The organism is Amycolatopsis sp. 3B14 (assembly GCF_050958625.1).
Lineage (GTDB): Bacteria > Actinomycetota > Actinomycetes > Mycobacteriales > Pseudonocardiaceae > Amycolatopsis_E > Amycolatopsis_E thermoflava.
Genome location: NZ_JBHZEN010000003.1, coordinates 73053 through 87204, shown reverse-complemented (window position 1 = coordinate 87204; position 14152 = coordinate 73053). Strand labels below are relative to the sequence as shown.

Genomic DNA, 14152 nt, shown 5'->3' with positions numbered 1-14152 from the left:
AGGAACGCTACTGACCTGGGGCGTCCCCGGGCTTCTCCGAATGTGCTGTTCCCGCCGTCGGCCGCGTCCACATCATCAGGTAGCACCCGGGCACCGGCGGCGGGGCGTCCGAGCGCACCCGCGTCCGGTACTCGCTCGGCGAGGAGCCGGTGATCTCGGCGAAGCGGCGGCTGAACGTGCCGAGGCTGGTGAACCCGACGGCCAGGCACACCTCGGTGACGGTCAGGTTCACCGACCGCAACAGGTCTTGCGCCCGCTCGATGCGCCGCCGCGTCAGGTAGGCCTTCGGGCTCTCCCCGTACGCGGCGGCGAACGAGCGCATGAAGTGGTAGCGCGAACAGCAGGCGACGGCGGCGAGCGCGTCCACGTCGAGGGGTTCGGCGTAGTGCGCGTCCATCCAGTCCTTGGCGCGGCGCACCTGCGCCACCACCGCCGCCCGGTCCGTCATGCCGTCAGTGCGCCGCCTCGTTCCAGGACCGGCCGAACCCGACCGACACCTCCAGCGGGACGGCCAACTCGTACGCCGCGCCCATCTCCCGCCGCACCAGCTCCTCGACCTGGTCGCGCTCGCCCTCGCTGACCTCGACGATCAGTTCGTCGTGCACCTGCAGCAGCACCCGCGACCGCAGGCCGGCCTCGGCGATCGCGCGGTGCACGCCGATCATCGCGACCTTGATGATGTCGGCGGCGCTGCCCTGGATCGGCGCGTTGAGCGCCATCCGCTCGGCCATCTCGCGCCGCTGCCGGTTGTCGCTGTTGAGGTCGGGCAGGTAGCGGCGGCGGCCGAAGATCGTCTCGGTGTAGCCGACCTTGCCCGCCTCGACCACGACGCTGTGCAGGTAGTCGCGCACCCCGCCGAACCGGGCGAAGTACTCGTCCATCAGCCCGCGGGCCTCCTCGGTGGAGATCCGCAGCTGCTGCGACAGGCCGTAGGCCGACAGCCCGTAGGCCAGGCCGTAGTTCATCGCCTTGATCTTCGCCCGCTGCGGCCCGGTGACCTCGGCCGGGTCGACGCCGAACACGCGCGCCGCGGTGGCGGCGTGGAAGTCGAACCCGGACTGGAACGCCTCGATCAGCGCCGCGTCCTCGGACAGGTGCGCCATGATCCGCATCTCGATCTGGCTGTAGTCCGCGGTGAGCAGCTCCGCGTACCCGTCGCCGACGACGAACGCGTCGCGGATGCGGCGGCCCTCCTCGGTGCGGATCGGGATGTTCTGCAGGTTCGGATCCACAGAGGACAGCCGGCCGGTGGCCGCGATGGTCTGGTGCAGCGTGGTGTGGATCCGGCCGTCGTCGGCGACCGACTTGAGCAGGCCCTCGACGGTGCTCTTGAGCCGGGTGGCGTCGCGGTGCTCCAGCAGGTGCTGCAGGAACGGGTGCTCGGTCTTCTCGTACAGCGTCTGCAGCGCCTCGGCGTCGGTGGTGTAGCCGGTCTTGGTGCGCTTGGTCTTCGGCATGCCCAGCTCGTCGAACAGCACCACCTGCAGCTGCTTGGGCGAGCCGAGGTTGACCTGCTTGCCGATCACGCCGTAGGCGGCCTCGGCGGCCTGCTTCACTCGGGCGCCGTAGTGCGCCTCCAGCGCGGTCAGCTGCTCGATGTCGACGGCCACGCCCGCGGCCTCGACCTCGGCGATGACCTGCAACAACGGCAGCTCGATGTCGCCGAGCAGCTTGGTGCCGCTGATCTTCTCCAGCTCGCCGGACAGGGCGCCGGCCAGCTCGGCGACCGCGCTGGCGCGGACCAGCTCGCCCTGCACCAGCTTCTGGTCGCCGTCGTCGCCGTCGAGCAGGGACAGCTGGCCGTCGCCGGAGTCGCTGTCGTTGCGCAGCTCGCGCTGCAGGTACCGCAGCACCAGGTCGTCCAGCTCGAACGACCGCTGCCCCGGCCGGACCAGGTACGCGGCCAGCTCGGTGTCCATCGCCAGGCCGGCGAGCTTCCAGCCGCGCGCCCGCAACGCGTGCAGCGGCACCTTCAGCGCGTGCCCGGCCTTGGCGATCGCCGGGTCGGCCAGCCACGCGGCAAGCGCCTGTTCGTCGGCCTCGTCCAGGGCGGTGACGTCGACGTACCCGGCCTCCCCGCCCGGCGCGGCCAGGCTGATCGACTGGATGTCGGACCGCACCGAGGAACCGGTGGTGCGGAAGGACAGGCCCACGGTCTGGCCTGCCTTGGTGTGCTTCGACAGCCACGCCGCGAGACCGCCGGAGGGCACCGCGGCGCCCTCCACCTCGAACCCGGACTCGGCCTCCGGCTCGGCGCTGGACAGCGTCTGGAACAGCCGGTCGCGCAGCACCCGGAACTCGAGCTCGTCGAACAGCCGGTGGACCGCGTCCCGGTCCCACGGCTTGAGCGCGAGGTCGCCCGGCGTGGCGTCCAGCGGCACGTCCCGCACCAGCTCGGTGAGCTGGCGGTTGAGCGTCACCGAGCTCAGGTGGGCGCGCAGCGCGTCCCCGACCTTGCCCTTGACCTCGTCGACCCGGTCGATCAGCGCGTCCAGCGACCCGAACTGCTGGATCCACTTGGTGGCGGTCTTCTCCCCGACGCCCGGGATGCCCGGCAGGTTGTCCGACGGGTCGCCGCGCAGCGCCGCGAAGTCCGGGTACTGCGAGGGCGTGAGCCCGTACTTCTCCGCGACCCCGGCCGGGTCGTAGCGGACCAGGTCGGACACGCCCTTGCGCGGGTACAGCACCGTCGTCGAGTCGTCCACCAGCTGCAGCGCGTCGCGGTCGCCGGTGCAGATCAGGACCTGGTAGCCCTCGGCCGTCGCCTGCGTGGTGAGCGTGGCGATGATGTCGTCGGCCTCGTAGTTCTCCTTGGTCAGCACCGGGATGCCGAGCACCCCGAGCACGTCCTTGACCAGGTCGACCTGCCCCTTGAACTCGTCCGGCGTCGACGTCCGGGTCGCCTTGTAGTCGGCGAAGGTGGCCGAGCGGAACGTCTGCCGCGACACGTCGAACGCCACCGCGAGGTGCGTGGGCTGCTCGTCGCGCAGCAGGTTGATGAGCATCGAGGTGAACCCGAACACCGCGTTGGTGACCTGGCCGGTGGAGGTCTTGAACCGGTCGGCAGGCACGGCGAAGAAGGCGCGGTAGGCCATCGAGTGGCCGTCGATCAGCAACAGCCGCGGCCGTCCTTCCGCGGGCGCCGTCGCTGTGGTGTTGGCTACTGGCTGGTTCTGGCTGGGGCTCACGGGTGCGAGTCTAGGGTGGGGCACCGACAGAACCGCGCGAGCGGTCGTTCCGCCCTGCCGTCGTCTCACCGAGGAGTCACCCGCGTTGACCGAGAACCTCTCCGAAGCCATCCGCGAGCAGCTCGCGGGCATCGATCCGCGCGTCGCGGAGCAGCAGCTCAACAACAAGCTCGGCATCGAGTTCGTCGAGCTCACGGCGGAGCGGGTGGTCGGCACGATGCCCGTCGAGGGCAACCTGCAGCCCTACGGCCTCCTGCACGGCGGCGCGAACGCCGTGCTCGCGGAGGCGCTGGGCTCGACCGTGGCAGCGCTCAACGCGGGGGCGGACAAGGCCACGCTCGGGTTCGAGCTGTCCTGCACCCACCACCGTGCCGCGCGGGAAGGCCTGGTCACCGGCGTGGCGACGCCGCTGCACGTCGGCCGGGGCACCATCACCGCCGAGATCGTGCTGACCGACGACCAGGGCCGCCGCACCTGCACCGCGCGCCTGTCCTGCCTGGTGCGCGACGCCGCCCCCGGCAGCCGCTGACAATCACGAAGAAGGGCCCCGGCGCACGAGCGCCGGGGCCCTTCTCGTTCCAGGTCCACCCGATCAGGCGACGCCCAGGTAGGCCTCCTTGATCGCGGAGTCCGCCAGCAGCTCGGTGCCGGTGCCGGTCTTGGTGATCCGGCCGGTCTCCAGCACGTACGCGCGGTGGGCGCGGGACAGCGCCTGCTGCGCGTTCTGCTCCACCAGCAGCACGGTGGTGCCCTGCTTGTTGATCTCCGTGACGATCCGGAAGATCTGCTGGATGAACTGCGGCGCGAGTCCCATCGAGGGCTCGTCGAGCAGCAGCAGCCGCGGCTTGGCCATCAGCGCCCGGCCCATCGCCAGCATCTGCTGCTCACCGCCGGACAGCGTGCCGCCGGCCTGGTTGCGCCGCTCCGCCAGCCGCGGGAACAGGTCGAACACGCGGTCCAGGTCGGGCTGCAGGTTCTTCCGGTCCTTGCGCGCGTAGGCGCCCATGTCCAGGTTCTCCGCGACCGTCATCCCCGGGAACACCCCGCGCCCCTCGGGCACCTGCGAGATGCCGCGGACGACCCGCAGGTCGGCGCGCAACTTCGTGATGTCCTCGCCGGCGAAGGTGATCCGGCCCGCCGACAGCGGGCGGATGCCGGAGATGGCGCGCATCGTGGTGCTCTTGCCCGCGCCGTTCGCGCCGATGAGGGCGACGACCTCGCCCTCGTCGACCCGCAGCGTCAGCTCCGAGACCGCCTGGATCCGTCCGTAGTGGACGGAGACCCCGTCAAGCTCAAGCAGCGTCATCGTCAGGCACTCCCAGGTAGGCGGCGATCACAGCGGGGTTCTCCCTGATCTCGGCCGGCAGTCCTTCGGCGATCTTCTTGCCGAATTCCAGTACGACGATCCGGTCGGTCACGCCCATGACGAGCTTCATGTCGTGCTCGATGAGCAGGACGGTGAAGCCGTCGTCGCGGATCTTCCGGATCAGCCCCATGAGCTCTTCCTTCTCCGCCGGGTTGAACCCGGCGGCAGGCTCGTCGAGGCACAGCAGCTTCGGCTCGGTGGCCATCGCCCGCGCGATCTCCAGGCGGCGCTGGTAGCCGTATGGGAGGTTCTTGGCCTTGTCCGCGGCCCGGTCGGCGATGCCGACGAACTCCAGCAGCGCCATCGCCCGCTCGACCGCCGTCTTCTCCTCGCGGTGGTGCCGCGGCAGCCGCAGCAGCGCGCCGACGACACTGGTCTTGTGGCGGGCGTCGGTGCCGACCACCACGTTCTCCAGCGCGGTCATCTCGCCGAAGAGCCGGATGTTCTGGAAGGTGCGGGCGATGCCGCGCTGGGTGATCTGGTGGCGGTTGGCCTTGCCCAGCGGCTTGTCCTCCAGCAGCACCTGCCCCGACGTGGGCCGGTAGACCCCGGTCATCGCGTTGAAGCAGGTGGTCTTGCCCGCGCCGTTGGGCCCGATCAGGCCCAGGATCTCGCCGCGGCGGATGCCGAAGGACACCGAGTCCAGCGCGGTCAGTCCGCCGAACTTCAGCGTCACGTCCCGCATCTCCAGCAGGGTCTCGCCGACCTCGACCTTGATGTCGCGGTCGACGGCGACCGCCTCGGCGACCTCGGCCTCGTGCTCGGCGAGCTGCTCCGGGGTCATCCGGGCGACCTCGGCGACCAGGCCGCCCTCGACCGGGGTCTCCTCGCTGGGGTGGCTCATCGGGGACCTCCCGTCGTGTCGGCGGCCAGCGCGCTCTCCCCGCTGATCTGCTCACCGCGGCCGAGCAGCCGCTGGTAGGCCTGCCGTCCCCGGGCCAGCAACCGCTGGCGGGCGCCGAGCAGGCCCTGCGGGCGGAAGATCATCAGGATGATCAGCGCGATGCCGAAGATGAGGTAGTTGTACTCGGCCAGCTGCACGAACCGCAGCGGCAGGTACGCCACCACGGCCGCGCCGAGCAGCACGCCCACCTTGTTGCCCGCGCCGCCGAGCACCACCGCGGCCAGGAACAGCATCGAGGTGATGACGTCGAACGACTGGTTGTTCACGAACCCGAGCTTGCCCGCGTAGAGCGCGCCGGACAGGCCGCCGATCGCGGCGCCGATGACGAACGCCCAGATCTTGAACTTGAACACCGGGACGCCCATGATCTCGGCGACGTCCTCGTCCTCGCGGATCGACACCCAGGCGCGGCCGACCCGGCTGCGTTCCAGGTTCCCGACCAGCAGCAGGACCGCGATGATGATCGTGACCGTCAGCCAGTACCAGGCGGTGGCGTTGGCGAAGAACGGCGTGCCGTTCGCGTCGGTGCCGACCCGCTCGAAACCGGACTGGCCGCGCAGCGGGTCGACGTTGTCCGCCACCAGGCGGATGATCTCGCCGAACCCGAGCGTGACGATCGCCAGGTAGTCACCGCGCAGCCGCAGGGTCGGGGTGCCCAGGATGATCCCGAAGATCATCGTGACCACCATCGCCAGCGGCAGCGTCCACAGGTAGGGCAGGTGGTGCAGGCTCGAGTTCGGGCTGGTGAACAGCGCCGCGACGTAGGCGCCGACGGCGAAGAACCCGACGTAGCCCAGGTCCAGCAGGCCGGCCTGGCCGACCACCACGTTGAGCCCGATCGCGACCAGCGCGTAGCGGGCCACGTCGAACATCGCGGTCGGGAAGTCGGTGCCGGTCGTCGCGATCAGCGGCGGGTTGAGCACCGGCAGGAAGTAGATCAGCACCACGACCGGGATGAGGAACGCCCACTGGGCCGGCCGGGACAGGTTGTTCCACTGCTCGCGGATGGAGCGGCGCTTCGAGGGCGCGCTCACGGTCTGGGTCGTCATACGCGTGCCTTCCCGAGGGACTCGCCGAGGATGCCGGTGGGACGGAACATCAGGACGACGATCAGCACGACGAACGCCACGATGTCCTTCCACTCGCCGCCGAACAGCGACTGGCCGTAGTTCTCCACGAGACCGAGCAGGAACCCGCCGAGCAGCGCGCCCCGCAGGTTGCCGATCCCGCCGAGCACCGCGGCGGTGAACGCCTTGATGCCGAGCAGGAAGCCACCGTTGTAGATGGCGCCCTGCGGGATCCGCATCATGTAGAACAGCGCGGCGGCGCCGGCGAGCAGCCCGCCGACCAGGAACGTGATGACGATGACCCGTTCCTTGTTGACGCCCATCAGCGTCGCCGTGTCCGGGTCCTGGGCCACCGCGCGGATGCCGCGGCCCAGCCGGGTCCGATTCACGAAGTAGTCGGCCACGAACCACAGCAGCACGGCGGCCACGAACAGGATGACGTGGATGTTGGTGACCGTGGCGCCGAAGAGCTTGAACAGCGGTTCCGGCTGCAGCAGCCGGATCTGGGGCTGCTGGTTGAGGCCGAAGATCAGGCGCAGGGTCTGCTGGATGGCGAACGAGGCGCCGATCGCGGTGATCAGGAAGACCAGGCGCGGCGCGTTGCGCTTTCTCAGCGGACGATAGGCCACGCGTTCCAGCAGCACCGCGGTGCCGCCGGAGACCGCCATCGCGGCGAGGCAGGCGATGGCGAGGAAGAGGATGATCTCGAAGACCGAGAGGACCGGCGTGGCGCCGGACCGGAAACCGAGGCCGTAGAACGTCAGCCAGGTCGCGAACGCGCCGACGACGAAGACCTCGGAGTGCGCGAAGTTGATGAGCTTGAGCACGCCGTAGACGAGCGTGTAGCCCAGCGCCACCAGTGCGTAGATGCCGCCGAGCGCGAGGCCGTCGACGGTGTTGTTCCAGAACTGCTCCGCCAGGCCGGCCACGTCGAAGGAGATCCATGGCTCGGACTGCGCGAGGAATGGGGTCATCGCGGGGTGCAAGGGTTCACTCTATTCCCGGGTATGGATCGGGCATGCACGCGACGATCGGCCGCGTGCATGCCCGATAGGTCAGGTCGTTAGCTGATCTGGCCGTTGTTGACGATCTTTCCGTTCTCGACGCGGTAGCTCCAGACCGGGGTGTCCGAGAGCTCGCCCTTGTCGTTCCACTTGAACTTCTTCGTCAAGCCCTGACCGTCGTAGTTCTTGACGTAGTTCAGCATCGCCGCGCGGTCCTTGATGCCGCTGTCGATACCCTTGAGCAGAATGGTGGTGACGTCGTAACCCTCGGGCGAGTAGGTGCCCGGGTCGGCGCCCTCGACCGACTTGAACGCCGCGGTGAAGTCCTTGAAGTTGTCCTCCGGGACGCACGGGCAGGTGAAGTAGGCGTTGGTCGCACCGCCGCCGGCGCCCTTGAGGAACTCGTTGTCCTTCACACCGTCCGGCCCGACGAACTTGGCGGTGACGCCCTTGTCGTTCAGCTGCTGCGCGAACGGGCCGGCCTCGGGGTAGTAGCCGGAGTAGAAGATGGCGTCCGGGTTCTCGGTGGAGATCTTGTTGACCACCGCGGAGAAGTCGGTCTGGCCGGTCTTCACCTTGTCGGTGCAGGAGGCCTTGGAGCCGAGCGCCTGCTTGACGGCGTTGGACAGGCCGATGCCGTACTCGGAGTCGTCCTCGATCACGCAGACCTTGTTGGCCTTGAGCGTGTCGGTGAGGAACTTGGCCGCGGCCGGGCCCTGGACCGAGTCGTTGCCCATGCCGCGGAAGAAGGTCTTCCAGCCGTTGTCGGCCAGCGCCGGGTTGGTCGCCGACGGGCTGATTGTGACCAGGCCGGCCTGGTTGAACAGGTTGCCCGCGGCCTTCGACTCACCGGAGAAGGGCAGGCCGACGACGCCGATGATGTCGGCCTCGTTGATGACCTGGGTGACGATGCCCGGGGCCTTGTCCGGCTTGCCCTCGGTGTCGAACTGCTTCAGCGTGACCTGGCAGTTCGGGTTGGCCTCGTTGTGCTGCTTCACCGCGAGGTCGGCGCCGCGAAGGATGTTCTGGCCGAGCGCCGCGCTGGCGCCGTTGATGGTGCCCGCGTACGCGATCGAGACTCCCGAGCACACCGCCTTGCCGTCGCCGCGCGGGTTGGCCGCGTCGGCCGCCTGCGAAGGCGCCGCCGCCGAGCCCGTGGTGTTGCCCGACGTGCTCCCCTCGTCACGCGCCGCGCACGCACCCAGCGCCAGCGTTGCTGCCGCCGCCAGCACGAGAACTCGCGTGAGTCGTGCTCCTGACACTCGTTCCTCCAATATCCAGCCGGCCGCGGACTGCGGCCGTCCCGGGATGGGACCTATCGGGCGCTGAACGTAGCCGCCCGGTGAGGTCAAGCACAGCGGTACGCGCTGTCTTGTTTCCACATCGTGACGGGGGTCACTATAGTTCACGCATGATTTACACCCGGTTGCCGCATTGCAACAACCGGGTGATAACAACCAGTGACCTTTTGCTCAGATGAGCAGCGCCGTCACGCCCTCATTGGAGTGATGTCGGAGCGTTTGACCTCCCACGCGATCGCGCGGGGTTACTTCTGACCGATACTCTCGACGACCGCCTGGGCGACGGCCTTCATGGTCGTGCGCCGGTCCATGGCGGTGCGCTGGATCCACCGGAACGCGTCCGGCTCGGTCAGCCCCTGGTGGGTCATCAGCAGGCCCTTGGCCCGGTCGATGACCTTGCGGGTCTCCAGCCGGTCGGACAGGCTGGCGACCTCGGCCTCCAGTGCCTGCATCTCCGAGAACCGGCTCACGGCCAGCTCGATCGCGGGAACGAGGTCCCGCTTGTTGAACGGCTTGACCAGGTACGCCATCGTGCCCGCGTCGCGGGCGCGCTCGACCAGCTCGCGCTGGCTGAACGCGGTCAGGATGACCACGGGGGCGATGCGGTCGGTGGTGATCTGGGACGCCGCCTCGATGCCGTCCAGCTTGGGCATCTTGACGTCCAGGATCACCAGGTCGGGCTTGAGCTCGGCTGCCAGCTTGATGGCCTCTTCGCCGTCGCCCGCCTCGCCGACCACCTGGTATCCCTCTTCGCGCAACATCTCGACGAGGTCAAGCCGGATCAGTGCTTCGTCTTCGGCGACGAGCACCCGACGCTGCGGAGCGGTGGCCACACCGCTGGCCTCGGTAGCCTCTTCGGTCACCGGGGTCCTCCTGCGTGCTCGACGGAATGTGGAATGCGGCTAACCGCAGGACGAGCCTACCCGGAACGATCCAGTCGGTGGATGACGCGGACCACGTGGTGAGCATGGTGTTCACCACGTCGTGGCACGGCGTGTCGCGTTGATCGGCTCCCCTGTGACCGGTCGTCACGCAGGGCTACCCCCACTGCCGGGGTGGCAGGCGGGGCGCGTAAAGTCTGGCTGCGCCGCCCCCGTAGCCCAACTGGCAGAGGCAACGGATTCAAAACCCGTCCAGTGTGAGTTCGAATCTCACCGGGGGCACCATCCTTTACATGCGACGCTCGGCCACCGGGAAGCGTGACCGCGAAGGCCCTCGCGGTGTGCGCCGCGCTGGGGTTGGGGCGTCCGGGGACAATGGCGGCATGCGCGAGATCGCCACCAGTGATGGGTCCATCCGGCTCGGTCAGTTCCTCAAGCTCGCCAACGTGGTCGAGTCCGGGTCCGACGCCCGGGCGCTCCTGGAGGACGGGCAGGTCCAGGTCAACGGCGAGGTCGAGGAGCGCCGGGGACGGCAGCTGCGGCGCGGCGACGTCGTGACCGTCGGCGGCGCCGAACTGCGCGTGGGATAGGCGAGCACAGAGCTCGCCGATCCGCGCCGCAGCCGTGGAAGAACAGCACGGCAAGCCCCGCCCGTCCTTGCGGTACCACGGCATCGCGATTCGACCGCTGTCGTCCGCCGTGGTGTCCACTGGGGTGACCTCGACTGAGCCGTTCGCATTGTCGTGCTCGGGAGGGGGACGTCAGGCGGCGGACGAGACGACGACAACGACCTTGCCGCGCACCGCGCCCTCGGCGGCCCGAGCGTGCAGCGCAGGCAGCTCGGCCAGGGGCACCCGCTCGGCGACGTCGACGCGCAGCTCGCCGCGGTCGACCAGCGTCACCAGCGACGCCAGTTGTTCCGCGTCGCTGCGGACGAAGAGGTCGACGCCGCGCACGCCGCGCTCCTCGTCGCTCGGCGCGGGCATCCACACCGTCGTGTTGACCAGGACGCCACCCGGCCGGACCAGGGTGACCAGTGCGGCGAGTGCGTCCGGGTCGACCGGGGCGAGGTTCAGCACGACGTCGACCGGCTCGGTCACCGCGTCCGTCACGCTCGTGGTGGTGTGGTCGATGACCTCGTGCGCGCCGGCGGCCTTGACCGCCTCGCTGCTGCGCCCGCTGGCGGTGGCCACGACATGCGCTCCGGCGCCGCTGGCCAGCTGCACGGCGTAACCGCCGACCGCTCCCCCGGCGCCGTTGATCAGCACGCGCTGCCCGGCCACCACCTTGCCGTGATCGAACAACGCCTGCCGGGCGGTCAGCGCCACCACCGGCATCGCCGCAGCGTCAGCCAGCGGGACACTCTTCGGCGCCGGCGTCAGGACCTCCGCCGGGGCTAGCACGTACTCCGCGGCCGCACCCGGCTTGTCCATCGGCAGGAAACCGATGACCTGGTCGCCGACCGCGAGGCCGTCGACGCCTTCGCCCAGCGCGTCGACCGTGCCGGCGACGTCGAGGCCGGGGGTGTGCGGCAGCCGCACCGGGATGGGCCCCTGCATGAAGCCACCGCGGATGTTGCCGTCGACGGAGTTGAACGACGTCGCCGCCACCCGGACCCGGACCTGCCCGGCCGCGGGAACCGGCAGGTCCACGTCCTCGTAACGCAGGACGCCGGGGTCGCCGTACTCGTGGAAACGCACTGCCTTCATCGGGGTTCTCCCTTTCGATCGTCTTGCTTCGACTTCGAAGCAACTGAAAGCGACGGTACTCCCGCTTCGAATTCGAAGCAAGTGATGTGGCTCACCGGGAGCCGGCGGTCACGGGATCAGCGGCCGTTTCCCGGTCGTCGCGCGCGACTCGATGTCCGCGTGCGCCCGCGCCGCCTCGGCGAGCGGGTAGCGGCCGCCGATCCGCACTGTCAACTCTCCTTTGTGGACCGTCGCGAACAGCTCGGCCGCGTGTTCGACGAGCTCTTCGGCGCGGGCGGATGTGGTCCGGGAGGGTGCCGTAGGTGAGCCGGGTGTGGCGCGCGATCTCGTTCATCGCGATGGTCGGCACGTCGCCGATCAGCGGTCCGCAGAACACCAGCGTGCCGTGTGTGCGGAGCACCTTCAGCTGACCACTACCGCTTTCATCCGAGGACATGCGACTCGATCACGCCGGGTACGTCGCGGCGATCCAGTGGAGCGCCACCACGCCGGGCGAAGCGGAGGCGGGCCTGCGCCTGCTGGCGCGGCTGCGGTACCACTGGTTGTCCGGCGGGCTGCTCGCCGAGGGGCGGATGCGGATCGAGGCCTTGCTCGCGAAAGCTCCCGCGCCCACCGCGGGCCGGGCCGACTGCGTGTGGGCCCTGACGTGGATCTCGCTGCTGCACCCTGTGGGCGGGAGGCGTCGCGCAGTGGCGGCTGGGACGCCTCGACGAGGCCGAACAATCGGCGCGTGCGGTGCTGCGACTGCAGCGTGCTCTGTCCGACGGCATCTGCGTCGCCCTCACCACGCACCTGCTGGCCTGCGTGGCGCACGACCGGCGCCAGGTCGAACGGGCACCCAGCGGCACACTCCGCAGCCGCGGTCTTCCCCGGCGCCGGACAGCCTCCCCGCATCTGGCCCGTTCACGGACCTGCACGCCGTGATCGCGCTCGGGCTGGGCGTCGAACGGGACCTGTCCAAGGTGGACGGCGTGACGCAGGCCCTGACCAAGCGGGAACTCGAGGTGGCCGCCCTCGTCGAGAACGGCCTGTCGAACCGGGAGATCGCGCAGCGGCTGGTCATCGCGAAACGCACCGCGGACGGGCGCGGTCACCGGGCCGATCCCGCCCGGCTGGACGCGGCGGTATCGGCCGCGGGGCGACTCCGGGGGCCCCGCACGGCGACGTAGGCGGCCAGCACCGCCATGACGGCCGCGCCCGCCCACATCGCGTGCTGCCAACCGGCCACAAAGGACTCCCGGGCGGCGTGGACGATCTGCGCGGCGTGCGAGCCGGTGCCGGCCGAGACCTCGATCGCGTTGGCGACGCCTTCCCTGGCGACGTCCGCCGCCTCCCCGGGCACACCGGACAGCATGCCGTCGATCGAACCGCGGTAGCCGGCGGACAGGAGCGCGCCCAAAAGGGCGACACCCAGCGCGGTTCCGAACTCGCGGGTGATGTCGTTGAGCGCGGAGGCGACCCCCTGCTTGTCCCGCGACAACGAGCCGGTGACGGCCTCCGTGGACGGCGTCATCGCCAGCCCCATGCCGAGGCCCATGGCGACCAGCCCCGGCAGGATCGACAGGTAGCCGCCCGCCACCGAGACGAACAGCCCCATGGACACCAGTCCCACGCCGGCCAGCGCGACGCCGGTGGTCATCGTCGCGCGGGAGCCGATGCGCCCGGCCAGCCTGGCCGCGAGACCGGAAGCCAGCATCATCGACACCGCCATGGGCATCAGGGCCGCCGTCGACACCAGTCCGGACCACCCGAGCACGGCCTGGAAGAACGGGAACAGCACCACTGCGATACCGGCCTGGACACCGAAGACCACGAGCAACGTGAGCGAACCGCCCATCAGGCCGCGTTCGGCGAACATCCGCACGTCCAGCAGCGCAGCGTCGCGGTGGCGCAGTTCCCAGACCACGAAACCGACGCCGGCGACGAGGCCGGCGGCGACGCTGATCACCGTCGCGGGGGCGGTCCAGCCGCGGACGGGTCCCTCTTGCAGCACGAAGATGAGGCCGACGACGGCGACGGCGGACAGCAGCGCGCCGACCGTGTCGAAGGGGTGAGCCGAGCGCTCGCGGGAGTTGGGCACCGACCTCACCGTCGTCACGAGCGCCACGACGATCAGCGCGGCAGGGAGCGCGAACAGCCAGCGCCAGTCGGCGACGTCGACCAGCAGCGCGGAAAGGAACATGCCGAGGATGCCACCGCCGCCCGCGACGGCCGTCCACACGCCGATGGCTTTGCCGCGCTGTTCCTCGGGAAAGGTGGAGGTGATGACGGCCAGCGTGATCGGCATGATCATCGCGGCGCCGGCGCCGCTGACCACGCGAGCGGCGATCATGACCTCCGCCGTCGGGGACACTGCCGCCACCACGTTCGCGACGCCGAACAACGCAAGCCCGGCGGTCAGCACAGGCTTGCGGCCCACGCGGTCACCGATCGCGCCGAACGGCAGCAGCAGCGCGGCCAGGGTCAGGGCGTAGACGTTGATGATCCACAGAACCGTGCCGAGCGAGGCTCCGAACTCGACGGCCAGGTGGGTCTGCGCGACACCGAGGCCGGAAACCGAGGCGACGACGGCCATCAACGACGTGGACACGGAGATGAGGATGGTGCGCAGCCGGCGCGCGTCCGGTGTGGCAGCCCCCTGCGCGGGCTGGTTGGTGCTCATGGGTTCCTCTCGGAAGGGCGTGCTAGTTCACGACTGCCGCGAGGGTAAGCACGAGTTGCCGGGCTGGCAT

14 protein-coding genes and 1 tRNA gene are annotated in these 14152 nt (G+C 69.8%); 4 read left to right on the top strand and 11 right to left on the bottom strand.

The genetic code is table 11. From position 1 onward, the window contains the following. Nucleotides 1-7 precede the first annotated feature (7 nt). Both ACCP09_RS01730 and polA read right to left on the bottom strand, forming a co-directional pair. Complete coding sequence (locus ACCP09_RS01730; RefSeq protein ID WP_027930389.1) at nucleotides 8-448, bottom strand: helix-turn-helix domain-containing protein; 441 nt, start codon at nucleotides 446-448, stop codon at nucleotides 8-10. 4 nt (nucleotides 449-452) lie between these two features. Beyond that, nucleotides 453-3188: a DNA polymerase I gene (polA, locus tag ACCP09_RS01725; RefSeq protein WP_433742710.1), complete on the bottom strand. Its 2736-nt coding sequence runs from the start codon at nucleotides 3186-3188 to the stop codon at nucleotides 453-455. Between the two features lie 85 nt (nucleotides 3189-3273). Here polA and ACCP09_RS01720 point away from each other — a divergent pair, with 85 nt between their 5' ends. Beyond that, a complete protein-coding gene (locus ACCP09_RS01720) occupies nucleotides 3274-3717 on the top strand; it encodes a hotdog fold thioesterase (protein WP_027930391.1) in 444 nt (147 codons plus the stop codon). Between the two features lie 63 nt (nucleotides 3718-3780). Here ACCP09_RS01720 and ACCP09_RS01715 read toward each other — a convergent pair whose 3' ends face one another. The 6 genes from ACCP09_RS01715 to ACCP09_RS01690 all read right to left on the bottom strand — a co-directional run bounded on the left by ACCP09_RS01715 (nucleotide 3781) and on the right by ACCP09_RS01690 (nucleotide 9693). Beyond that, nucleotides 3781-4494, bottom strand: coding sequence for an ABC transporter ATP-binding protein (locus tag ACCP09_RS01715; RefSeq protein WP_017988045.1), 714 nt, complete (start codon nucleotides 4492-4494; stop codon nucleotides 3781-3783). Then, entirely contained in the window at nucleotides 4481-5398 is a 918-nt protein-coding gene (locus tag ACCP09_RS01710; protein WP_378332162.1) for an ABC transporter ATP-binding protein, read from the bottom strand. Before ACCP09_RS01710 ends, ACCP09_RS01715 begins: the two co-directional genes overlap by 14 nt. After that, entirely contained in the window at nucleotides 5395-6507 is a 1113-nt protein-coding gene (locus ACCP09_RS01705; protein WP_027930393.1) for a branched-chain amino acid ABC transporter permease, read from the bottom strand. Before ACCP09_RS01705 ends, ACCP09_RS01710 begins: the two co-directional genes overlap by 4 nt. After that, nucleotides 6504-7499, bottom strand: coding sequence for a branched-chain amino acid ABC transporter permease (locus ACCP09_RS01700; RefSeq protein WP_027930394.1), 996 nt, complete (start codon nucleotides 7497-7499; stop codon nucleotides 6504-6506). Before ACCP09_RS01700 ends, ACCP09_RS01705 begins: the two co-directional genes overlap by 4 nt. A gap of 89 nt (nucleotides 7500-7588) precedes the next feature. After that, nucleotides 7589-8761 carry a branched-chain amino acid ABC transporter substrate-binding protein gene (locus ACCP09_RS01695; protein WP_027930395.1) on the bottom strand — a complete coding sequence of 391 codons (1173 nt, stop codon included), beginning with the start codon at nucleotides 8759-8761 and terminating at the stop codon, nucleotides 7589-7591. A 314-nt stretch (nucleotides 8762-9075) separates the two neighbouring features. Next, the gene (locus tag ACCP09_RS01690; protein ID WP_017988040.1) at nucleotides 9076-9693 is read right to left on the bottom strand and encodes an ANTAR domain-containing response regulator; all 618 of its coding nucleotides are present in this window, start codon (nucleotides 9691-9693) and stop codon (nucleotides 9076-9078) included. A 226-nt stretch (nucleotides 9694-9919) separates the two neighbouring features. On the opposite strand from ACCP09_RS01690, the gene ACCP09_RS01685 reads away from it, so the two are divergent. Both ACCP09_RS01685 and ACCP09_RS01680 read left to right on the top strand, forming a co-directional pair. Continuing rightward, a tRNA-Leu gene (locus ACCP09_RS01685) sits at nucleotides 9920-9996 on the top strand. A 98-nt stretch (nucleotides 9997-10094) separates the two neighbouring features. After that, complete coding sequence (locus tag ACCP09_RS01680; protein WP_027930396.1) at nucleotides 10095-10301, top strand: RNA-binding S4 domain-containing protein; 207 nt, start codon at nucleotides 10095-10097, stop codon at nucleotides 10299-10301. A gap of 171 nt (nucleotides 10302-10472) precedes the next feature. Here ACCP09_RS01680 and ACCP09_RS01675 read toward each other — a convergent pair whose 3' ends face one another. Beyond that, entirely contained in the window at nucleotides 10473-11420 is a 948-nt protein-coding gene (locus tag ACCP09_RS01675; protein WP_433742705.1) for an NADP-dependent oxidoreductase, read from the bottom strand. Between the two features lie 108 nt (nucleotides 11421-11528). After that, the gene (locus ACCP09_RS01670) at nucleotides 11529-11627 is read right to left on the bottom strand and encodes a hypothetical protein (protein ID WP_433742914.1); all 99 of its coding nucleotides are present in this window, start codon (nucleotides 11625-11627) and stop codon (nucleotides 11529-11531) included. A gap of 713 nt (nucleotides 11628-12340) precedes the next feature. On the opposite strand from ACCP09_RS01670, the gene ACCP09_RS01665 reads away from it, so the two are divergent. Then, nucleotides 12341-12589 (top strand): LuxR C-terminal-related transcriptional regulator, encoded by a 249-nt coding sequence (locus tag ACCP09_RS01665; RefSeq protein ID WP_433742703.1) that lies wholly within the window; start codon nucleotides 12341-12343, stop codon nucleotides 12587-12589. Here the strand turns inward: ACCP09_RS01665 and ACCP09_RS01660 are convergent. Continuing rightward, nucleotides 12511-14082, bottom strand: a complete 1572-nt coding sequence (locus tag ACCP09_RS01660; RefSeq protein ID WP_433742701.1) for an MFS transporter — start codon at nucleotides 14080-14082, stop codon at nucleotides 12511-12513. The two genes, ACCP09_RS01665 and ACCP09_RS01660, sit on opposite strands and share 79 nt — an antisense overlap. Nucleotides 14083-14152 lie beyond the last annotated feature (70 nt).

Coding starts and splice junctions, on each gene's coding strand:
- ACCP09_RS01705 (WP_027930393.1), bottom strand. CDS start 6,507: ATGACGACCCAGACCGTGAGCGCGCCCTCGAAGCGCCGCTCCATCCGC.
- ACCP09_RS01700 (WP_027930394.1), bottom strand. CDS start 7,499: ATGACCCCATTCCTCGCGCAGTCCGAGCCATGGATCTCCTTCGACGTG.
- ACCP09_RS01660 (WP_433742701.1), bottom strand. CDS start 14,082: ATGAGCACCAACCAGCCCGCGCAGGGGGCTGCCACACCGGACGCGCGC.
- ACCP09_RS01680 (WP_027930396.1), top strand. CDS start 10,095: ATGCGCGAGATCGCCACCAGTGATGGGTCCATCCGGCTCGGTCAGTTC.
- ACCP09_RS01675 (WP_433742705.1), bottom strand. CDS start 11,420: ATGAAGGCAGTGCGTTTCCACGAGTACGGCGACCCCGGCGTCCTGCGT.
- ACCP09_RS01730 (WP_027930389.1), bottom strand. CDS start 448: ATGACGGACCGGGCGGCGGTGGTGGCGCAGGTGCGCCGCGCCAAGGAC.
- ACCP09_RS01710 (WP_378332162.1), bottom strand. CDS start 5,398: ATGAGCCACCCCAGCGAGGAGACCCCGGTCGAGGGCGGCCTGGTCGCC.
- ACCP09_RS01715 (WP_017988045.1), bottom strand. CDS start 4,494: ATGACGCTGCTTGAGCTTGACGGGGTCTCCGTCCACTACGGACGGATC.